This window comes from Dactylosporangium sp. NPDC051087, assembly GCF_055586325.1.
On the sequence record NZ_JBVJIJ010000020.1, the window covers coordinates 213,399 to 232,825 of the forward strand.

General features: G+C 69.9%; 16 protein-coding genes and 11 tRNA genes. 11 read left to right on the forward strand and 16 right to left on the reverse strand.

The genetic code is table 11. The features are described 5' to 3' along the window. Positions 1–51 precede the first annotated feature (51 nt). Entirely contained in the window at positions 52–1,329 is a 1,278-nt protein-coding gene (locus ACZ6TV_RS34660; RefSeq protein WP_465301955.1) for an ROK family protein, read from the forward strand. On the opposite strand, the gene ACZ6TV_RS34665 is transcribed toward ACZ6TV_RS34660, so the two are convergent. Continuing rightward, positions 1,307–2,386: a cytochrome P450 gene (locus ACZ6TV_RS34665; protein ID WP_465301957.1), complete on the reverse strand. Its 1,080-nt coding sequence runs from the start codon at positions 2,384–2,386 to the stop codon at positions 1,307–1,309. The two genes, ACZ6TV_RS34660 and ACZ6TV_RS34665, sit on opposite strands and share 23 nt — an antisense overlap. An 82-nt stretch (positions 2,387–2,468) precedes the next feature. Between ACZ6TV_RS34665 and ACZ6TV_RS34670 the strand changes: the two genes are divergently transcribed. Continuing rightward, entirely contained in the window at positions 2,469–3,095 is a 627-nt protein-coding gene (locus ACZ6TV_RS34670) for an alpha-ketoglutarate-dependent dioxygenase AlkB (RefSeq protein ID WP_465302053.1), read from the forward strand. 95 nt (positions 3,096–3,190) lie between these two features. Then, positions 3,191–3,559: an STAS domain-containing protein gene (locus ACZ6TV_RS34675; protein ID WP_465301959.1), complete on the forward strand. Its 369-nt coding sequence runs from the start codon at positions 3,191–3,193 to the stop codon at positions 3,557–3,559. A gap of 1,962 nt (positions 3,560–5,521) precedes the next feature. Here ACZ6TV_RS34675 and ACZ6TV_RS34680 read toward each other — a convergent pair. From ACZ6TV_RS34680 to ACZ6TV_RS34745, 14 genes are all read right to left on the reverse strand, one after another. Next, positions 5,522–5,596 (reverse strand) — tRNA-His (locus tag ACZ6TV_RS34680). A 19-nt stretch (positions 5,597–5,615) separates the two neighbouring features. Then, a tRNA-Val gene (locus tag ACZ6TV_RS34685) sits at positions 5,616–5,687 on the reverse strand. Positions 5,688–5,700: 13 nt separating this feature from the next. Beyond that, positions 5,701–5,774, reverse strand: a tRNA-Pro gene (locus tag ACZ6TV_RS34690). Positions 5,775–5,873: 99 nt separating this feature from the next. Beyond that, positions 5,874–5,948 (reverse strand) — tRNA-Asp (locus ACZ6TV_RS34695). Positions 5,949–5,961: 13 nt separating this feature from the next. Further along, positions 5,962–6,034, reverse strand: a tRNA-Leu gene (locus ACZ6TV_RS34700). A gap of 26 nt (positions 6,035–6,060) precedes the next feature. Then, positions 6,061–6,131 (reverse strand) — tRNA-Gln (locus ACZ6TV_RS34705). Position 6,132: 1 nt separating this feature from the next. After that, a tRNA-Gly gene (locus ACZ6TV_RS34710) sits at positions 6,133–6,207 on the reverse strand. Between the two features lie 78 nt (positions 6,208–6,285). Continuing rightward, positions 6,286–6,358, reverse strand: a tRNA-Glu gene (locus tag ACZ6TV_RS34715). Between the two features lie 50 nt (positions 6,359–6,408). Continuing rightward, positions 6,409–6,481 (reverse strand) — tRNA-Phe (locus ACZ6TV_RS34720). Between the two features lie 15 nt (positions 6,482–6,496). Beyond that, on the reverse strand, positions 6,497–7,480 hold the full coding sequence (locus ACZ6TV_RS34725; protein ID WP_465301961.1) for a hypothetical protein: 984 nt from the start codon (positions 7,478–7,480) through the stop codon (positions 6,497–6,499). 65 nt (positions 7,481–7,545) lie between these two features. Then, positions 7,546–7,618, reverse strand: a tRNA-Pro gene (locus ACZ6TV_RS34730). Between the two features lie 50 nt (positions 7,619–7,668). Next, a tRNA-Trp gene (locus ACZ6TV_RS34735) sits at positions 7,669–7,741 on the reverse strand. 279 nt (positions 7,742–8,020) lie between these two features. Next, a complete protein-coding gene (gene murQ, locus ACZ6TV_RS34740; protein WP_465301963.1) occupies positions 8,021–8,923 on the reverse strand; it encodes an N-acetylmuramic acid 6-phosphate etherase in 903 nt (300 codons plus the stop codon). Further along, positions 8,920–9,834 carry a MurR/RpiR family transcriptional regulator gene (locus tag ACZ6TV_RS34745; RefSeq protein WP_465301965.1) on the reverse strand — a complete coding sequence of 305 codons (915 nt, stop codon included), beginning with the start codon at positions 9,832–9,834 and terminating at the stop codon, positions 8,920–8,922. Before ACZ6TV_RS34745 ends, murQ begins: the two co-directional genes overlap by 4 nt. Before the next feature lie 53 nt (positions 9,835–9,887). On the opposite strand from ACZ6TV_RS34745, the gene ACZ6TV_RS34750 reads away from it, so the two are divergent. The 6 genes from ACZ6TV_RS34750 to ACZ6TV_RS34775 all read left to right on the forward strand — a co-directional run bounded on the left by ACZ6TV_RS34750 (position 9,888) and on the right by ACZ6TV_RS34775 (position 16,967). Beyond that, the gene (locus ACZ6TV_RS34750; protein WP_465301967.1) at positions 9,888–10,850 is read left to right on the forward strand and encodes an N-acetylglucosamine kinase; all 963 of its coding nucleotides are present in this window, start codon (positions 9,888–9,890) and stop codon (positions 10,848–10,850) included. Positions 10,851–10,983: 133 nt separating this feature from the next. Next, positions 10,984–12,396, forward strand: coding sequence for an N-acetylglucosamine/diacetylchitobiose ABC transporter substrate-binding protein (gene ngcE, locus ACZ6TV_RS34755; protein ID WP_465301969.1), 1,413 nt, complete (start codon positions 10,984–10,986; stop codon positions 12,394–12,396). A 3-nt stretch (positions 12,397–12,399) separates the two neighbouring features. Next, on the forward strand, positions 12,400–13,308 hold the full coding sequence (locus tag ACZ6TV_RS34760; RefSeq protein ID WP_465301971.1) for a carbohydrate ABC transporter permease: 909 nt from the start codon (positions 12,400–12,402) through the stop codon (positions 13,306–13,308). Further along, on the forward strand, positions 13,305–14,201 hold the full coding sequence (locus ACZ6TV_RS34765; RefSeq protein ID WP_465301973.1) for a carbohydrate ABC transporter permease: 897 nt from the start codon (positions 13,305–13,307) through the stop codon (positions 14,199–14,201). Before ACZ6TV_RS34760 ends, ACZ6TV_RS34765 begins: the two co-directional genes overlap by 4 nt. A 73-nt stretch (positions 14,202–14,274) precedes the next feature. Continuing rightward, positions 14,275–15,765, forward strand: coding sequence for a dolichyl-phosphate-mannose--protein mannosyltransferase (locus ACZ6TV_RS34770; protein WP_465301975.1), 1,491 nt, complete (start codon positions 14,275–14,277; stop codon positions 15,763–15,765). Positions 15,766–15,986: 221 nt separating this feature from the next. After that, a complete protein-coding gene (locus ACZ6TV_RS34775; protein ID WP_465302055.1) occupies positions 15,987–16,967 on the forward strand; it encodes an alpha/beta fold hydrolase in 981 nt (326 codons plus the stop codon). Here ACZ6TV_RS34775 and ACZ6TV_RS34780 read toward each other — a convergent pair. Beyond that, positions 16,855–18,825, reverse strand: coding sequence for a hypothetical protein (locus ACZ6TV_RS34780; RefSeq protein WP_465301977.1), 1,971 nt, complete (start codon positions 18,823–18,825; stop codon positions 16,855–16,857). The genes ACZ6TV_RS34775 and ACZ6TV_RS34780 overlap by 113 nt on opposite strands. Positions 18,826–18,852: 27 nt before the next feature. On the opposite strand from ACZ6TV_RS34780, the gene ACZ6TV_RS34785 reads away from it, so the two are divergent. Together ACZ6TV_RS34785 and ACZ6TV_RS34790 are read left to right on the forward strand one after the other, a co-directional pair. Next, the gene (locus ACZ6TV_RS34785) at positions 18,853–18,990 is read left to right on the forward strand and encodes a hypothetical protein (RefSeq protein ID WP_465301979.1); all 138 of its coding nucleotides are present in this window, start codon (positions 18,853–18,855) and stop codon (positions 18,988–18,990) included. 17 nt (positions 18,991–19,007) lie between these two features. Then, complete coding sequence (locus ACZ6TV_RS34790) at positions 19,008–19,394, forward strand: hypothetical protein (RefSeq protein ID WP_465301981.1); 387 nt, start codon at positions 19,008–19,010, stop codon at positions 19,392–19,394. The last annotated feature ends 33 nt before the right edge of the window (positions 19,395–19,427 follow it).

Below are 19,427 nucleotides of genomic sequence, written 5' to 3' on the forward strand. Positions count from 1 at the left end.
GACTGACAGACGAATGAGCTGCGTCGATGCTCATCAGATGGGGGTCGTTCGATGGCTAGCAAGGAGCGGGCCGGCGCCGGTTCCGTTGACGAGCCCACCGATCAGCTCGCCCTGCGCCGGGCCAACCTGAGCCGGACCCTGCGGCACATCCGCACCAACGGGCCCCGGTCCCGGGCCGCGATCGCCGCCGCAACCGGCTTGCACAAGGCGACCGTGTCGAGCCTCGTCGACGAGCTGCTGAGCCGCCGCCTCGTGCGCGAGATCGGCACCGAGCACTCCGGCAGCGCCGGGCGCCCCGGCCGCGGCATCGCCCTGTCCCCCGACGTCGGCGCCGTCGGCATCGAGATCAACGTCGACTACCTCGCGGTGCACGGCAGCGACCTCACCGGGCGCACCGTGATCGAGAAGCGGGTCAGCTTCGACGCCAAGGGCCGCGACGTGGAGCGCTGCCTCGACGACCTCACCCAGGCCGCCCAGCGCACCCTCGCCGAGCTCGTCCGCCGCGGCGTGACGCCGGTCGGGCTGACCGTCGCCGTGCCGGGCCTCGTCGACGTGGCCCGCGGCGTCGTCGTGCTCGCCCCCAACCTGGGCTGGCGCGACGTCCCGGTCGCCACCCGGCTCGCCCACGGCCTCGACCCCGACCTGTGGATCGGCGTGGACAACGACGCCAACCTCGCCGCGCTCGCCGAATACACGTGGGGGGTCGCCGCGGGCACCGACGACCTCGTCTACCTCACGGGCGAGGTCGGCGTCGGCGGCGGCGTCATCGTCAACGGCCGGCTCCTGCGCGGCGCCGACGGCTTCTCCGGCGAGGTCGGCCACCTGCCCCTGGACCCGGGCGGCGACCTGTGCGGATGCGGGCGCGTCGGCTGCTGGGAGACCAAGGTCGGCCTCGCCGAGCTGGTCCGCCGGGCGACCCCCGACGTCGCCTACGGCCTGGAGCAGGGGCCGATCCCCGACCCCGAGGAGCGGGTCGCCGAGGTGCTGCGCCGGCTCGGGCGCGGCGACAAGGCGGTGGCCACGGCCGTCGCCGAGGTCGGGAGGTGGCTCGGGCACGGCGGCGCGATCCTGGTCAACCTCTTCAACCCGCGGGTCATCGTGCTCGGCGGCTACTTCGCCGAGCTCGCCGACCACCTCATCCCGTCCGCGCAGGCCAACCTGGCCCGGATGGCGGTCGCCAGCACCGCCGCCCGCTGCCACTTCGTCGCGTCGCACCTGGGCTTCACCGCGGCCGCCCGCGGCGGCGCCGGCGTCGTGGTCGAGCGGATGATCGAGGACCCGACGGCCGTGTCGCTGGCGCCGGCGCCTACCCTCGCGGTCGCACGGTGACCACGAAGTCCCGCAGCTCGTAGCTGGAAATATCCGGTTTCATCGTGACGCGCGGCGGTTCGACCATCCTGACGCCGTCCATCGCGAAGAGCTTGCTGAGGAAGATGTCCGCCTCCTGGATCGCCACGTAGGCGCCCGGGCACTTGTGCGGCCCGTCGCCGAACGACAGCCCCGGACCGGCCGCCAGCTCTTCCAAATTCGCGGTGCTGACGTCGATGTCGATCAGCCGGCCCTCGGGGATCGTCGCTATCGGGGCCGTCGATCGCCGTTTCAGGTTGCCGACGACGGGCTCCAGCCGGAGCAGGTCGTGCAGCAGCGCCACTCTCGCGTGCTCGTCGCCGCCGGTGTACCGGTCCCGCAAGGCGTCGTCGGTGAAGAAGTGCCACGCGCACATGTTGACGAACTCCCGGGTGGTGACCATGCCCGCCGCGGCGAACGTCAGGCACTCCCCCAGGATCTCGCCGTCGCGGCAGCCCTCGTCGATCAGGTGCGAGATGAGGTCGTCGCGGCGCTGCCTGCGCCTGACCTTGACCGCCGGCCGCACGTCGGCGAGGTAGATGCCGAGGAACTGCACGTTCTGCCGCAGCACCCAGTAGACGCCGCTGAGGCTGGTGAACCCCGGCTTGCCGAACTTCTCCGGGAAGAACCTGTCCAGGCGCCGGTCCAGCCCCGGGCGGCTCTCGGTCAGGCCGATCACCGCGCACACGACCTCGATCGCCATCTTGAAGCTGAGCTTCGCGAGGTCCGCGGTCTGCGCCACCCTCAGGGTCTCGAGCTGCTTGTCCGCCGCCCGCTCCATCAGCTCGCGGTAGCGCTCGTCGACCCGCCGCGGGGTGAAGTACTTCGCGGTCTGCCTGCGGTGCTCGCGGTGCTCCTCGCCGTCGCGGTACAGCACCGGGCGGCGGATGCTCGGGGGCAGCTTCTCCACCGTCTCCACCCCGAGGCCCGCCTGGACCGTGTCCGTGCTGCGCAGCACCGCCCGCGCCTGCGCGCATCCCGTCACCCGCACGGCGTCCGCATCGGGCTCGTAGCTGCGGTCGATCTTCCGGCTACTCATGGTGACCCATACGATACGGCCTTGCCGGTCGGGCGTGTTGCTCGTACGTTTGTTCGAAGACGGGTGTAAACTCGGTCGCATGATGGAGCTCGCGTACCAGCCTTCGATGCTGGACACGGTCATGCCCGCGGTGGGGCCGCTCACCGGCGGGATGGTGCGCCACGAGCTCAGCCGCGGCGCCTGGGTCGACCATCTGCCCGGCTGGGTGCTCGGCTCCGACTCGGTCCTCTCCGTGCTGCTCAACGACGTCGACTGGCGCGCCGAGCGGCGCAAGATGTATGACGGCGTCGTCGACGTCCCGCGCCTCCTGCGGTGGTATGGCGAGCGCGACGAGCTCCCCCACCCCCTGCTCACCGAGGCCCGCCGCGACCTGACCCGGCACTACGTCGAGGAGCTCGGCGAGCCCTTCGTCACCGCCGGCATGTGCCTGTATCGCGACGGCCGCGACAGCGTCGCCTGGCACGGCGACACCATCGGCCGGGGCGCCCGCTTCGACACGATGGTCGCGATCGTCTCCTTCGGCTCGCCCCGCACCCTCCTGCTGCGCCCGCGCGGCGGCGGCGACAGCATCCGCTTCCCCCTCGGCCACGGCGACCTCGTCGTCATGGGCGGCTCCTGCCAGCGCACCTGGGAGCACGCCATCCCCAAGACCGCCCGCCCGGTCGGCCCCCGCGTCAGCGTCCAGTTCCGCCCCACCGGCGTGGCCTGACCAGGGTTTTCGGCACGATCGATCTTTCGATGGATGCGGGAGCGGCTCGCAACCCGTAGCATGAGACCGGCTCGGATTGCGAGAAGGTGAGCCAGATGAACCAGGTCGATCGTTTCGCCGTATTCCCCGAACTGCACATCACGGTCGACCCCTTGCCCAACCAGGCGATCAGGGTCAGGGTGGCGGGCGAGGTGACCCTGGAAAACGTCGCCCAGCTCCGCACCGTCCTGCACCGCGCCATCGACGACGTCCGCGCCACGGCGGTCGAGGTCGACCTGGGGCTCGTGGCCTTCATCGACTCGACCGGCATCGGCAAGCTGGTCGGCGCCAGGGCACACGCCCGCAGCAGCAACAGCGACCTGTATATCGTCAACCCCAGCCCGGGCGTGCGCCGGGTGCTGAGCATGCTCGGACTCCTCGAGGTTCTGAGCGCTCCTGACGACACCACGGGCACTGCGGCCTGACGCTCTCTCCGCCGCCTTGCGGGCGGCGGGGGTTCGCACGCTTGCCGTGCACTTCGCTGCGTGGCGGTGCCCGCCTGGCTGGTCACGTCATTTCGCGCGCCGTGGTGCCGGGGGCCGTGATCGCGTGGCGCCGTGGTCTTGCTGCGTGCGCTCCTCGACCGATTTCACGCTGCACGCTGCTTGCCGCACTGCCGGCTGGCCTGCTTGCCCTGCGCGGCGCTCGCTGAGTCCGGGCGCTGCCGGTCACGCGACTTCACCGCAACGCGCCGCCCACTGCACAGGGCGGACGACTTCTCGCCATTCATTGCCCTGCGTGCGGTGAGGCCCACTGAGCGTGCAAGTCGGCCGTCGTCGCTGGACGCCCCGGCGCGCGACCACGAGGATTGTGGGTGAGCGTCCAGCTGGGGAGGTCGCTGATGCCACGCCGCCATTTCCTTTTGTCCGCAACGGATCCCGCCCGATCCCACCTATCCGGCGATCGACCGGACCGTCCGCCGAGCCGCGACGGCAGCCGAGGCCCGCCCGCCGTCGCCGCGAACCCTGCGCCAGCGCCGGGGAGGAGTTCACGGAAGCCCGTGCTTCGGGCCGGACCGTCCGACAGACAACGCTTCCCGGCCTGCGCGACGCCCGATGTCACGTCCCCCCAGCACTCTTTTGCACTGCGGCAGGCGCGGCGGTCTCGATCTCGCCGGTCTCCGCCGGCCCACGCCGTCAGCTTCCCTCCGGTTGAGCGACCCGGCTCAACTGGCAACACCCCTCACCCAGCGTCGCCCACCGAACGCCGCCCCACCCACGCCATCGAACGCTCCGGGGTCGTCCGCCACTGTCCCTGCCGCCACTGCCGCCATCGCCGTTACTGCCGCTGCCGCCGCCGCGCCACCACTGCGCCGTCGCTACTGCCGCGCCGTCGCTGCCAGTGCCACTACCGCCCTTGCTGTCGCCGTCGCTGTGCTGCCGTTGCCACCGTCGTCGCTGTTACTGCCGTCGCCGCCGTCATCGCTGCAACTGTTACTGCCACCGTCGCCGTAATCGCCGCTGCTACCCACCATCGCCTGCCGCCTTGGCTTTCACCGCCGTCCGCCGCTATGGCTGCCGTCGCCGACCACCGCCGTGGCTTCTACCGCTGCCCGCACACCGCCACCACCGCCCGCCTCGCTCGCAGACGCATCACCTCAGGCGCGTTCTTTCGCGGATCGGACGGGTGCTCCGCTTCGCAGAACCTTGCCCGCCACGCGCAAAGGTCACCGCTTGTGACGCTGCGCCTGGTTCGCGGTCGGCAAGGTTGCAGCCTGGTCGATCGGCGCCGACAGCGGATCCGCGACTGCCGCAGCGGCACACCGAACAGCCGCCCACCAACGCCCGCCCGCCCGCCCGCCCGCCCGCCCGCCCGCCCGCCGAAGGCTGCCACGCCACCGCCACCGATCGCCGCCACGATCGCCAATGCCCGTCGCTGAGGGCTACCAACGTCACCACCACTGATCGTCATCACGGTCGCCGACGACGCTGTTCGCCGTCGTCCGCTGCGGCGCCGTCCGATCACCGGTTGCCGCGTGCCAGCGCCTGGGCTCCCGGCACGGTCGACAGCCTGGTGGGTCGCTGATGTCAAAGACGCCAGGATCCACCGGGTTGTCGTGGTTCAGCTGCTGATTGCCGCCGAGAGGTCACCGCGGCGGTGGCGACCCGGAGCAACCGGGCCGCGCCGTTGCTGACGTCAGCAGGTTCCGATTGGGTCGGCGCAGGCGCCGCTTCAGCGCATCTCACGTCAACTGCGCAGCGACCTGCCGCGCGGCGCCACGGCACGCGCTGGCGCTTGCCCTGCTGCAAGGCAGTGCAGGGCAAGCACGGGCAGGGGAAAGTGGTCGTGGGTCCCGGTGTCGATCCGGGCACACCGCCGTTATGAGCGGCGGCCGGGCAGCCAGCGCCCGTACCCACGTAGCAAACGGCCACAGCGGATGGCACAAAGGGCGATCGCCGGGAGTTGAACCCGGACCACCAGGGCCACGACCTGGTGTGCACAGCCGGTACACCACGAACGCCATGACAAACAGTTGGTGCGTACCTGCGGAGGGATTTGAACCCCCAACAATCTGCTTGTAGGGCAGGTGCTCTTCCGTTGAGCTACACAGGCATAAGTAATGCCGTCGGGCTGGCGGGATTTGAACCCACGACCTCGCGCTCCCGAAGCGCGCGCGCTGCCAAGCTGCGCCACAACCCGTTTTCAGAAAATGTTGCGTGGATCGACTCGGGATCGAACCGAGCAGGCGAGGCTTGCAAAGCGACGCTGCACACCAGTGCTCAACCCGTGAAACAACCGCGCCCCGTACCGGGTTCGAACCGGCGATCTCCGCCTTGACAGAGCGGCGTCCACTCCTGACTGGACCGACAGGGCATGTGCTACAACGTACCCGGCCAGGGATTCGAACCCTGAACCTCCGCGATCTGAGCGCGACGCCTCTTCCGTTGGGCTACCCGGGCATGGGAATACAACACACAATCAAACGCTGGGGGCGGAGGACTCGAACCCCCACAGCGAGGACCAAAACCTCGTGGCCTGCCGTTAGCCGAGCCCCCAATGGAACCGTCGACGGGAGTCGAACCCGCTACTTCTGGGTGGAAGCCAGACATGTCTCCGTGGACACCCCGACGGCATTACGGGTGCCGGCGACCATCCGGCGGGCGGCGCAACTTCCGCCCGGTCGGTGGCCGGTTGCGACCGGCACCCTGCGTAGACCGTGCCGGTCTCGAACCGGCCGCCTCCTCGCTGAGAACGAGGTGAGCTACCTGCTGCTCCAACGGTCCATGGAGCCGACGCGGGCGGGCATGGCGTCCCGACCAACCCCGCGTCGACGTGTCCTCTCCGGGAATCGAACCGAGACCCCGCTGGGCTTCAACCAGCCGCGCTACCCATTGCGCTAAGAGGACGTGAGTGCAAAGGATCTACCCGACCGCTGCCCAGATGACCCGCTGGCGAATTGCTCGAACAGTCCGGTCGGCGATGCCAAATCGGCCAGCGATCTCCTTGGAGGACAGCCCCAACGCCAGATCCTCGCGAATGCGTAGAACCTCGATCTCCGACAGCACCGGACCACGGCGGGGTGCTCGCACGCGGCAGGCCGTCAGGACTTCGGCAATCCTCTCCGACCGGCGACGACCCATCCTGGGCAGGAGCCGCTCCATAAGGCTGACAGCCTTGGTGTTCGAAACCGCAGCCGCAAAAGTCGGAGCCCAATCGCTTGTAGCTGGGGGGATTCGCATGCTGACCGATGGTGCGCCCATCAGGCTAGCGGCACGATCAACGATGTCTCGGTCAGTCATTTGCAGCTTGACAATTGCCCGCGTCTGGTTGCCCGAGGCCGATGACCCGAACCATCCCTCGCCTTCCAGCAGGCCCGCAAGCCAGTCGTCCGCGAACTCGTCCCGCCACTCGATCACCTCGGGCGCAACAGGCGGGCGGATCTGTTTGATGCCCGAAGCAACCTTGTAGATCATGGAGACCGAAACACCGCACCGAACCGCAAGGTCGGCGGCAGCGACCCCGGCGTGACGCTCGGCGACGATCTCCTGCGCGAGCCGATGCGAGATGGCCCGTCCTTCGCCGTGGGCGGTTCGACACGCCTCCACGGCCCGGTCGATTGCCTGCTGCCGACGATGGCCCATCAACGGCCGTAGCTGGAGCATGATCGCCGCTGCGTCCCGGCCCTTGATGGATGTGGCGTAGGGCGTCTTGTACCGGTCGTGGGCGCGCCGACTCTGATGCACTCGACGGCCGAAGAGGGCGGCCACGCGCTGCACAACATCAACGTCCGTCATTTCCAGGCGGATTATTGATGTGCTAGGGCTGCTCGGAGGGCCGACGAGAAAGGTCCCCTCGCCCTCCAGGAGACCGGCGAGCCAGTGACGCGTTGGTCCGTCGATGTCCATGATGGAATTCTACCGTCCGGTTACGGCAGTCGATCGCCGCACACCGGTGACGTGCAGCCCATACGTCGGGAACCGGGGAATCGAACCCCGCACTTCCTGGATCCAAACCAGGTCCGGTCACCAAGCCGGTCGCTCCCGAAACAATGCCATCCGCTGTGGAGTTCTCAATAAACAGGCACGCTGAAGCGCAGGGGCGACAGGATTCGAACCTGCAGCCTTCGATTTTGGAGACCGACGCTCAACCAGTTGAGCTACGCCCCTATGGGGAAAGAAAAACCGCCCGGTCCCTGGGAAGGGGCGGGCGGCGGGGAGGCTGAAGAATCTAGCCTCTGCACCGTCCCGCGATATGCGGCATCGGCATGGCATCCCAATGGGCGACGGGGGCCATGGGCAGCGCGGCAGCGAGCGCCGGCAGCTGCCGGGCTTGCGGTGCCGGTGCGGTCCAGGTCCTCATCGTGGCTCCCCTTGAATGCGTCTGTGTCGCGTTGACATGTTCAACGATAAGCGCGGCCGGCGCAAAAGCCAACCAATTAAAAAGAACTATCTGACGGCGTGCAGGGCGCGGTGGACGACGCCGCCGGCGGCGCGCAGGGCGCGGCGGGCCTGGTCGACGTCGGCGCGGGTGAGCAGGGTCAGCAGCGCCACCTTGGCCTCGTCGCCGGCGGCGGTGAGGGCGGCCTGGCAGGTGTCGGCGGGCAGGCCGGTCGCCTGGACGAGCATCCGGACCTGCCGCACCCGCAGCTTGGCGTTGCTGGCGACCATGTCGGTCATCAGGTTCGAGTACGTGCGGCCGAGGCGGATCATGACGGCGGTCGACAGCGCGTTGAGCACGAGCTTCTGCGCGGTGCCCGCCTTCATCCGGGTCGAGCCGGTGACGACCTCGGGGCCGGTGTCGACGGCGAGGTGGATGTCGGCGTGGTCGGCGAGCGCCGCGTTCGGGTTGGCGGACAGCAGGACGGTGCGCGCGCCGAGGGAGCGGGCGGCCCGCAGGGCGCCGCCGACGAACGGGGTGCCGCCGCTGGCGGTGATGCCGACCGCGACGTCGCCGGCGGTGAGGACCTCGCCGGCGGTCGCGAAGCCGGTCTCGGCGTCGTCCTCGGCGGCCTCGACGGCGTCGGTGAGGGCGCGGGGCCCGCCGGCGAGATGCGCGACGACGTGGCCGGGTTCCACCCCGTACGTGGGGCGCAGTTCCGTCGCGTCGAGCACCGCCATCCGGCCGGACGTGCCGGCACCGAAGTAGTGCACCCGGTGGCCGGAGCGCAAAGCGTCGACGCAGGCGTCGACGGTGGTCGCGAGGTCGGGGAGCACGGCGGCGACGGCGGCCGCGACGGTCGCGTCCTCGGCGTTGATCAGTTCGAGGAGCTGCAGGGTGGGCAGCTGGTCGATCTGATGGGTCCGCGCGTTGCGTTCCTCCGTCGGGGCGAGCGGGGGCGAGACGGTCACCAGGGTCCTCGTTCCGGTCGCACCCGCCGGCTGCGGACCGCCTCGCGGGTCTTCTCCACGGCCGCTTTCGTCTGTGCGTAGGTCTTCTGGGCGACGCCGACGAACACGCAGTCGACGACGGTGAGCTGCGCCAGCCGGCTGGCCATCGCCCCGGAGCGGAACGTGGTCTCGCGGGCGGCGGTGGTGAGGGTCAGGTCGGCGATGCGGGTGATCGGCGACTTGGGGAAGTTGGTGAGCGCGACGGTCGTGGCGCCGCGCCTGCCGGCCTCACCGAACGCCTCGATCGTGTCGACGGTCGTGCCGGTGTGGGAGATGCCGATGGCGACGTCGCGCTCGTCGAGCAGCGCCGCGCTGGTGAGCGCCAGGTGCAGGTCCGACCACGTGTAGGCGACGAGGCCGACGCGGTGCAGCTTCATCTGGAAGTCTCGGGCGACGAAGGCGCTGGCGCCGACGCCGTAGATGTCGACCCGGCGGGCGGCGGCGACGGCGTCGATCACCTGCTGCAGGATCTCCAGGTCGAGCTGGGCGGCGGTGTCCTCGACGGCCCGGGCGTCGGCGAACGCGATCGTCTTGACGACGGTCGCGAGGTCGTCGGTCTGGCTGATGTCGCTGCCGGGTGCCTCGCCGGGGCCGCCGTCGTCCTGTGCCCGTCCCGCCTCGGCGGCGAGTCTGAGCCGCAGCTCCGGATAGCCGGAGAAGCCGATGGCGCGGCAGAATCGGATGACGGTCGTCTCCGACGTCTCGGCGCGCTTCGACAGCTCCGTGATCGTCAGCTGGGCCGCTGTGGCGGACTCGTCGGCGATGATCCGTCCGACGCGTTGCTCCGCCGGGGAGAGCGAGGGCAACAGCCCTCGGATCTTCACCGCGGTGGACGTGGCGCCGCCCTCGGCGGACTGCCGGCTCACCTTCATGTGGGAAAGTTTCCGTTCTCCCGACCTTTTCGTCAATGCAGTACGGTGTTCCGGTGCGAGCACCCCTGGTCGTCGGCGTCGACGCGGGCGCCACCAGCACCCGTTGCGTCGTCGCATCCCTTGACGGCACCGTACTCGGCCGTGGCCGTGCGACCGGAGCGAACCAGAACTCCAGTGGCGGCCGGCCGGCGCAGGCCCTGGAGGAGGCGCTCCGCGCGGCCCTCCAGGGACTGGATCCTGCCATGGTGGAGGCAGGCGTGATCGGTGCCGCGGGCGCCGCGGCGGCGGGCCGGGCCGAGGCGCGGGCGGCCGCCGAGGAGGCGTGGCGGGCCGCCGGGCTGCCCGGCACCCCGAGCAGCGTCACCGACCTCGAGGTGGCGTTCGCGGCGGGCACCCCGGCGCAGGACGGCCTGCTGCTGCTGTCGGGCACCGGCGCCGCGGCCGTGGCGTTCCGCGACCGCGCGCCGTACCGGCGCTGCGACGGCTACGGTTGGCTGCTCGGCGACGAGGGCTCGGCGGTGTGGCAGGGCCGCGAGGCGTTGCGCGCGGTGCTGCGGGCGCTGGACGGACGCGGCCCCGCGACCGGTCTGACCGGACCGGCGATCGCGGCGCTGCGGACGCCGACATCCTCGGACCCGGAGGAGCAGGCCCAGGCGCTCGTCCGGGTCGCCTACCGGCGCCCGCCGGCCGAGCTCGGCCTCCTCGCGCCCCTGGTCGGGCAGGCGGCGCTCGACGGCGACGCGGTGGCCCGGGCGATCGTGGAGGAGGCGGCCGGGCACCTGCTGCACGCCCTCGGCACCGTCGCCCAGGACGGCGCGGAGACGGTCGTGCTCGCGGGTTCGGTACTGCTCACCGCCGGGCCCGTCGCGGACCTGGTCCGCGCCGGGGTGAGCCGGCGGTTCCGGGCCGAGCCCGCCGAGGCGCGCGACGGCGCGGCCGGCGCGGTCGTCCTCGCGATCGCCGCGCTCACCGGGGCGCCGGTCGGCGACGCCGTACACGAGCGGCTGACCACGTGAAGGGCAACAATTTCATCAATATTCGGCCCGATCGCGGTGGCAGGAACCTTCCTACTCTTGCGAGTTCCGTTGGAAACCTTCATTCTCGGTGGCAACGAGCGCCCCCTCGACCCCCAACGAAGGAGCACGAAGGATGAACACGGTGACCCGCAGGGGCGTCCTGCAGACGGCGGCGACCGCCGGTCTGCTGGCCACCGCCCCGGCCGCGTTGAGCGCCTGTGCCACGGGCGGTGGCGGCGGGGACTCCAAGGCCGCCCAGGGTGACAAGAGCAACGTCAACCCGCTCGGCGTCAAGGAGGACGCCCCGCTCGAGGTCGTCATCTTCAACGGTGGCTTCGGCGAGGACTACGCCAAGGCGCACGAGGCCATGTACAAGGAGAAGTACCCGAAGGCGGAGATCAAGCACTCCGCCACCCAGGAGATCGGCAAGACGCTGCAGCCGCGGTTCGTCGACGGCAGCCCGCCCGACATGGTCAACAACTCCGGCGCGGCGCAGATCGACTTCAACGGGCTCGTCTCGCAGAACGCGCTCACCGACCTCGCACCGCTGCTCGACGCGCCCAGCCTCGACGTCGACGGCAAGAAGGTCCGCGACACGCTGCTGCCCGGGTCCCTGCTGCCGGGCACCTACAACGGCAAGGTGTTCGCGCTCAACTACGCCTACACCGCCTATGGCATCTGGTTCGACGAGAAGCTCCTCGCCGACAAGGGCTGGCAGTACCCGAAGACGTGGGACGAGATGATCGCCCTCTGCAAGACCATCAAGGCCGCAGGCATCGCGCCGTGGACGTACCAGGGCAAGCACCCGCGCTACATGAGCTGGCCGATCCTGTCCGCGGCGGCGAAGATGGCGGGACCCGAGGTCCTGCTCGCCATCGACAACCTCGAGCCCAACGCGTGGAAGCACGAGGCGATCAAGGCCGCCGCCGACGCGTACTCGCAGCTCGCCGTCGACGGCTTCATCCTGCCGGGATCCGAGGGCCTGGACCACATCCAGTCGCAGACCGAGTGGTCGAAGGGCAACGCCGTCTTCATCTCCTGCGGCTCATGGCTGGAGAGCGAGCAGAAGAAGGTCACGCCGCCCGCGTTCAAGATGGCGATCGCGCCGACGCCCAGCCTGAGCTCGTCGGACAAGCTGCCGTTCGAGGCGCTGCGGGGCACGGCCGGCGAGCCGTACATCGTGCCGGCCAAGGCCAAGAACGCCCTCGGCGGCATGGAGCTCATGCGCATCATGCTGTCGAAGAAGGGCGCGGCGGACTTCACGAAGAAGACCTCCAGCCTGACCTGCGTCGCGGGCGCCGAGGAAGGCGTCGAGCTGCCGCCCGGCCTCACCAGCGTCACCAAGGCGCTCAAGGCGTCCGGCGACAAGGGCTTCAACTGGGTGTACAACTCCTTCTACCGCAAGCTCGAGCGCAACCTCGTCGACGCGGCCTGCGGCGACCTCTTCACCAAGCGCATCAACGCGCAACAGTTCGTCGAGGCCTGCCAGAAGGGCGCCGACGAGATCGCCAAGGACACCTCGATCACGAAGTACAAGCGGAGCTGACCCATGCGGCAAGGCCGGCGGCTTTTCGTGTTCACGTTTCTCGTACCGCCGCTGGCGCTGTACGCCGTGTTCGTCATCTCGCCGTATCTGCAGGCGTTCCAGATCTCGCTGACCGACTGGCGGGGACTCTCGCCGACCTACCAGTACGTGGGGCCGGACAACTTCAGCCGGCTCCTGCAGGACCACTACGTGTGGAACGCGCTGAAGAACAACGCCATCATTCTCGTGGCACTGCCGATCGTCACGATCGTGCTGGCGTTGTTCTTCGCCTCGATGCTCAGCGTCGGCGGCCGGTCCGGCAAGGCCGGCGTGCGCGGGGTCCGCGGCGCCGCGTTCTACCGCGTCGTCTACTTCTTCCCGCAGGTGCTGTCGGTGGCGATCATCGGCGTGCTGTGGAAGGAGGTGTACGGCCCGCGCAGCGGCATCCTCAACGGGTTCCTGCGCGCGATCGGCCTCGACAGCCTGGCGAAACCCTGGCTCGGCGACCCGGACCTCGCCTTCTGGTGCGTCCTGGCCGTCATGGTGTGGAGCAACGTCGGCTTCTACGTCGTGCTGTTCAACGCCGCCATGCAGTCGATCCCGAGGGAGATCTACGAGGCGGCGATGCTCGACGGCGCCGAACGCGGCGAGACCATGCGCAAGATCACGGTGCCGCTGCTGTGGGACACGATCCAGGTCGCGTGGGTGTACCTGGCGATCCTCGCCATCGACGGGTTCGCGATCGTGCAGATCGTCACGCTGGGCGGCCCCGGCAACAGCTCCGACGTCATCGGCCTGCGGCTGTACGACACGGCGATGGGCGAGTACAAGTTCGGCTACGCCTCCGCGATCGGGGTCGCGATGTTCTTCCTGACGCTGTCCATCGCCTTCGTCGCGCTGCGCCTCACCCGGCGGGATCGGATCGAACTGTGACGACGACGCTCGAGAAGCCCTCCGCCCGGCCCGCGCCGCCGGCCCCGCCCGCGAGACGGCGCTTCGGTGTCGTCAACGCCTTCTCGCACACCTTCCTCGTCGGCTGGGCCGTGCTCACCACGTTCCCGCTGCTCTGGGCGATCCTCAGCGCGTTCAAGGACGACAACGAGATCCTCACCAGCGCGTGGAGCCTGCCGTCGAAGCTGCGGTTCGAGAACTGGAGCCGGGCCTGGACCGAGGCCAGCATCGGCCGCTACTTCCTCAACACCGCGATCGTCGTCGCCGGCGCCCTGGTGGTCACCATGCTCCTCGGTGCGATGGCCGCCTATGTACTGGCGAGGTACACCTTCCGCGGCAGCCGCCTGGTGTACTTCCTGTTCGTCGGCGGGATGATGTTCCCGGTCTTCCTGTCGCTCGTCCCGCTGTTCTTCGTGGTGAAGAACCTCGGCCTGCTGTCCACCCACCTCGGCCTGATCCTGGTGTACAGCGCCTATTCGCTGCCATTCACCGTCTTCTTCCTCACCGCGTTCTTCCGGACCCTGCCGAGCGAGGTCGCCGAGGCCGCGATGGTCGACGGCTGCTCCCACTTCGGCCTGTTCTTCCGCATCATGCTGCCGATGGCCCGCCCGGGCCTGATCAGCGTCGGCATCTTCAACCTGCTCGGCCACTGGAACCAGTACGTGCTGCCGATCGTCCTCATGCAGGGCGAGGGCGCGGAGAAGAACTGGGTGCTCACGCAGGGGCTCACCGCGCTCGCCATCAACCAGGGGTACGCCGGCGACTACAGCGCGCTGTTCGCCGGCATGGCGATCGCGATGCTGCCGGTGCTCATTCTGTACCTGGTGTTCCAGCGGCAGGTGCAGTCCGGCCTCACCGCCGGTCAGCTGAAGTGAGCCGCCCGGCCCGCCTGACGCCCCGCGCCCGCCGGGACGGACGGGCGGGCCCGGGGCCCTCTACGATCACCGGATGACGTCGCAAGCGCGGACCGTGCCGGACGTAGTGCGCCGCCGGCTGTCCCGGCCGGATCCCGCCACGCCCGGCTTCTGGCTGGCGGCGCTGCTGGTCACCGGCATCGCGCTGCTGCTGCGGATGGTGAACCTGGCGCATCCGAAAGAACTCGTGTTCGACGAGGTCTACTACGCGAACGAGGCGTGGGACCTGCTGCAGCACGGGGTCGAGTGGAACCCTGAGGACAACACCCCGCAGTACGTGGTGCACCCGCCGCTCGGCAAATGGATGATCGGGCTCGGCGAACAGATCTTCGGATACAACTCGTTCGGGTGGCGCATCGCCGCGGTCACGGTCGGCGTCCTGGCGATCCTGCTCATCGTCCTGGCCGCCCGGCGGCTCTTCCGCTCCACGATCCTCGCCGCCACCGCCGGCCTGCTGATGTCCCTGGACGGCATGCACTTCGTCCTCTCCCGGTCGGCGCTGCTCGACATCTTCCTGATGTTCTGGATCGTCGTCGCGTTCTACTTCCTCGTCCTGGACCGGGAGCAGCGGCGCGCCCGATGGCTCGCGGCGCTGGAGACCTCCGGCCCGCCACGGCTCGGCGTCCCCTGGTACCGCCTGGCGTGCGCGGTCTCGCTCGGCCTCGCCGCCGGCGTCAAGTGGAGCGCGCTGTGGTACATCCTGCTGTTCGCCGCGGTCATCGTCGTCTTCGACGCCAGCGCCCGCCGCACCGCCGGTGGCCGGCGCCCGCTGTACGACGCGGTCTTCAGCGACGGCCGCTGGCTCCTCGCGTTCGGCGGCCTGATCCTCGTCACCTACCTGGCGACCTGGACCGGCTGGTTCGTCTCCGACGACGGCTACTACCGGCACTGGTACGCGCAGGCGAACGGCCTCGGCCACGACCGCTTCATCGACCCGCTGGTCAACCTCTGGGAGTACCACCGGGCCGCGTACGGTTTCCACACCGGACTGAGCAGCCCGCACCCCTACCAGTCATGGCCGTGGATGTGGCTGCTGCTGGGCCGGCCCGTCAGCATGTACGTGAACACCGACGGCCCCTGCGACGCCAGCGCCTGCGTGTCCCAGGTCCTGCTGCTCGGCACCCCGGTGCTGTGGTGGTCGTTCCTGCCGGCCCTGGTCGCCCTCGGCTGGCTGGCGATCGCCCGCCGCGACGGCCGCGCCTGGCTCATCATGGCCTGCGCCCTCGCCGGCATCGTCCCCTGGTTCCAGTCGATGCCCGAGCACCGCACGATGTTCTACTTCTACGCGCTGCCCGCGGAGCCGTTCCTCGTCCTGGCGGTCGTCTATGTCCTCGGCGCCATCATCGGCCCGCCCCGCCACGTCGACCCGACCAGCGACCGCAGGCTGACCGGCGCCATCGTCGCCGGCGCGTACGTCACCCTGGTCGCCCTCTGCTTCGCCTACTTCTATCCCATCTACAGCGCCATGAACATCACCAACGCCGAATGGCTCTCCCGCATGTGGCTGGGCTCCCGCTGGATGTGACCCACCCCGTCCGCATAGAAGTCGATCATAGTCGAGCATCATCTCAAGTCGATTTGCGGTTGCCGGACCGTACAGACGATCATCGCCGGATGCGCCCTCCGATCGGCGAATACAATGGCCCCCTTCGGTCGGATCTTCTGGGGGACATACTCTTCTGCGTCGATCAATTTTGGGATAACGTCGTTGCGTCCGACTAGAGATTGGAGCACTGCGTGTCCTTTATGGACAGAAGAAAGTTGCTCGCGCTCGGCGCCGGAACGGTCGCCGCGGCGGCTACCGGCACCAGCGCGCAAGCCGCCGTACCATCCGAAGTGGACGCAACCAGCGCACCCTCTGCGAGCCGGCTCGCGGCCAGTCTTCGCGGATCGTTCACCAGCGGTTACGTGCAGACCAACGGCGTGCGCCTGCACTATGTCGCCGGCGGCAGCGGGGCGCCCGTTCTTCTGCTGCACGGCTGGCCGCAGACGTGGTGGGAATATCGGAAGATCATGCCCGATCTCGCCACGAAGTATCGCGTTATCGCGGTCGACCTGCGCGGCGGCGGCAATTCCAGCAAGCCGCAGTCCGGATATGACAAGAAGACGATGGCGGCCGATGTCGCAGGCCTGATCACCGCCCTCGGATATACCAAGGCGCACGTCGTCGGCCACGATATGGGGGCGATGGTCGCATACAGCCTCGCGGTGAACAAGCCGCAGGCCGTCGACAAGCTCGTGATGCTGGACGTCAGCCACCCCAACAGCGGATATTACGAGTTCCGCATGCTGCCCGCGCCGGGCGCGCCGTTCCACCCGTGGTGGTTCGCCTTCAACCAGCTGAACACCCTGCCCGAGCAGCTCATCACCGGTCGCTCCCGCTTCCTGGTCGACTGGATGTTCGACTACCTGCTGGTCAACCGCGCCGCCATCAGCGACGCCGACCGCGCCATCTTCGCCGCCGCGTACGCGACCCCGGACGCGATCCGCGGCGGCAACGGCTGGTACAAGGCGTTCGGCCAGGACATCATCGACAACGAGACGTACGGGCAGATCAATACGCCGACCCTGGGCCTGGCCTGCCCGGGCTTCTTCCCCGGCCTTGCCGCGACGCTCAGCGCCCAGGCGACCAACCTCCAGCTGGCGCAGATCGAGAACACCGGCCACTACTTCGTCGACGAACAACCGGCGGCCGTCGTCCAGCACCTGAAGACCTTCCTCGGCTGACCTGACGAGCACGGGAGCCGCGCGCGTCGCGGCTCCCGTGCGCTGTTCGGCGGGATCGGCTGACGCCGATCAGCTCGTCCCGGTACTCCTCGGCAAGCTCCGGCCGGCCGGCGGCCCGCAGTTCGTCGAGGACGGTGACCTCGTACCGGCCGAGTGCCTCACTCAGCCCGACGGCGCGTCCGGTCTCCAGAGCGACGACCGACTCCCGGTACCGTCCCGTGCGAGCCAACCAGTAGCCGGCCTCCTCGGCATACTCCTGGGCCGCTGCCATCACCCGCCGTTTCGCGTCGCTGCCGTACCGTTCGACGGCATCGCGGGCGGCCAGCCCGACCAGGCGCTGATACGCCTCGGCGACGGCGGCGTCATCGCCGGTGTCCGCGGCCCATTCCGCCCAGGCAGCGGCGAGCCGGGCGCGCGCCGCGGTGCTCCACGGTCCGTCGACCGCCTTGCGCCACGACGTCTGCCGGCCGGCGGGCGCGTCGACGGCGGCGAGCGTCTCCAGCAGCAGCAGCTGGTCGTCCGGCTCGTGGGCACCGCGGCACCGACGCCGGATGAGCCGGGTCGCCTCCCGCAGGTCGAGCTCGCGCTGCTCGGCGGATGCGTCGTCCCGGAGGGCACGCGACAGCAGGAGCCTGGCAAGAGCGGGGTCGGCGGGCGTGCTCCGCCGCCACCGGCGAAGCCCCGCCCGGCGACCGGCGCGGCAGAGCCCGACCGCCCGGTCCGGCTGATCCGGCTCCGCTCGGGCCAGGAGCATCCCGTGGGTGGCAAGGACGTGCGGACGCAACAGGTGGGCGGCCGGACCGGCGACGTGCGCGCCGGCCGACAGGTGGCGTACGGCTGCCACCAGGTCACCCGCGACAGCGTCGAGCCGGGCGTGCAGCAGATGGGTGAGACCGTCGTGGCCGCCGGCATGCTCGAGGCGGTGGATCAGCTCCTGCAGTGGGCCGGGATCGCCGTGGGTCTCGGCGACGTCGACGGCGGCGTCGGCGATCGCCAGCGTGGCCGGCAGCCCGCGGCCGGGGACGCCCGCGACGCCGGACGGCCCGTCCAGGTCGACGACGCCGGCGCGGCTGCGGTCGACCGGGCGGCAGAGGCGGGGCAATCCGTCGAACGCGGTCGCGGCGGACCGCCGGGTCCGCACGATGGCGGCACGGGTGCGCATCCGGGCGCGGAGTTCGCCGATCCGTTGGAACCCGCGGTGATGTTGGTCCATCAGGGCGTCCTCGGCGCGCACCGCGATGTCGCGCATCGCGGCGTCGACGTCCCGCGACAGCGGATGCTCCAGCGACGGGTCGCGCTCGAGGATCTGGATACACATCCCCAGGAACGATCTGGCCACGTGCCGCCGGGCGCTGTCCTCCTCGATGCCGCGGGTGTCGACGTACGGGTGGCTGTCGAGCACCTCGCGCGACGCTCGATCGATGTCGTCGAAGGCACAGGCGAGCCGGATCATCTCCGCCGTGGCGGCCGAGGTGATCCGCAACGTGCCGGCCTCGTGCCCGCCCGTGGGTCTCGCCTCACGGTATGCCCGCCACGCGGCGTCAGCACCCCCGCGGTCGGCGCGCAGGTGCGCGTCCTTGTACGCCCACACGTGCTGTTCGACCTGGGCGTAGTCGCGGCGGAACGGGTCCGCGCCGGTGAGCTCGTGCCGGATCCTGGATCCGCGCGCCTCGTGCGCCCACGGCTCTTCGAACTCGGCGTCGGTCGGGTGCCCGCACCGCGGACACGGGTGCGGCCACCGCAGCGGGGCGGGCCGGTCCCCTGTGCCGCAGCCGTCGCCGTTGCACTCCCAGCCCACGGTCCGCGCCCCGGGCGGCGCGAGGTATCCGTACGAGGTTCGCGGTGGCCGCCGGCTCATGCGCTCATCTGACGGACGGTCCGTCAGATGAGCGCGTGGCACTCTTCCGCCCTGCCGCTCGTCGACGCGGGCATCGAGTTCAAACGCCAACGGGGCCTGCCCAAGGCCTCGCTGACGGGCTACGAGATGACCCGCCTTCAGGAACAGAACGACCAGTCGTCCTGACCGTAAGGAGTGACGTCATGGAGAATTTTCTCTGTTTCGCTTTCGTCGCCGGCCTGATCGGCGTGCTGATCTGGCAGTTCAGCGAGTCGCAGCGGGCCGTCGCGACGACGACGCTGCACTCCCGGTACGACCCGCAGGAGGTCGTCCGGCTCGTGCGCGGCGAGTTCGAGGGCGCCCGGGCCGTCCTGTGGGCCAGGGCGGCCGGGCCCGGCACCATCAACGTCCGCAGGCGCGGCATCCGCGGTGGCATCACGATGTCGATCGCGATCGAACCCCGGCCGGGCGGCGGCTCACAGGTCGACATGTGGGCCTCCGAGACGGTCACCTACCTCGGTGTCCTGGTCAACTTCGCCGGTGTCGTCAACCGGCGCAAGAAGGCGATCGAGCACCTGCTGACGACGTAGCGGCGGGTGCCGCCGACCCGGGGTCTGTCCGGC

What these genes read in the sequence shown, in the direction of transcription:
- ACZ6TV_RS34770 (WP_465301975.1), top strand. Translation starts at nt 14,275, where the DNA reads ATGACGTCGCAAGCGCGGACCGTGCCGGACGTAGTGCGCCGCCGGCTG.
- ACZ6TV_RS34745 (WP_465301965.1), bottom strand. Translation starts at nt 9,834, where the DNA reads ATGAAGGTGAGCCGGCAGTCCGCCGAGGGCGGCGCCACGTCCACCGCG.
- ACZ6TV_RS34660 (WP_465301955.1), top strand. Translation starts at nt 52, where the DNA reads ATGGCTAGCAAGGAGCGGGCCGGCGCCGGTTCCGTTGACGAGCCCACC.
- ACZ6TV_RS34760 (WP_465301971.1), top strand. Translation starts at nt 12,400, where the DNA reads ATGCGGCAAGGCCGGCGGCTTTTCGTGTTCACGTTTCTCGTACCGCCG.
- ngcE (WP_465301969.1), top strand. Translation starts at nt 10,984, where the DNA reads ATGAACACGGTGACCCGCAGGGGCGTCCTGCAGACGGCGGCGACCGCC.
- ACZ6TV_RS34675 (WP_465301959.1), top strand. Translation starts at nt 3,191, where the DNA reads ATGAACCAGGTCGATCGTTTCGCCGTATTCCCCGAACTGCACATCACG.
- ACZ6TV_RS34670 (WP_465302053.1), top strand. Translation starts at nt 2,469, where the DNA reads ATGGAGCTCGCGTACCAGCCTTCGATGCTGGACACGGTCATGCCCGCG.
- ACZ6TV_RS34665 (WP_465301957.1), bottom strand. Translation starts at nt 2,386, where the DNA reads ATGAGTAGCCGGAAGATCGACCGCAGCTACGAGCCCGATGCGGACGCC.
- ACZ6TV_RS34725 (WP_465301961.1), bottom strand. Translation starts at nt 7,480, where the DNA reads ATGGACATCGACGGACCAACGCGTCACTGGCTCGCCGGTCTCCTGGAG.
- ACZ6TV_RS34780 (WP_465301977.1), bottom strand. Translation starts at nt 18,825, where the DNA reads ATGAGCCGGCGGCCACCGCGAACCTCGTACGGATACCTCGCGCCGCCC.
- ACZ6TV_RS34790 (WP_465301981.1), top strand. Translation starts at nt 19,008, where the DNA reads ATGGAGAATTTTCTCTGTTTCGCTTTCGTCGCCGGCCTGATCGGCGTG.
- ACZ6TV_RS34785 (WP_465301979.1), top strand. Translation starts at nt 18,853, where the DNA reads ATGAGCGCGTGGCACTCTTCCGCCCTGCCGCTCGTCGACGCGGGCATC.
- ACZ6TV_RS34775 (WP_465302055.1), top strand. Translation starts at nt 15,987, where the DNA reads ATGGACAGAAGAAAGTTGCTCGCGCTCGGCGCCGGAACGGTCGCCGCG.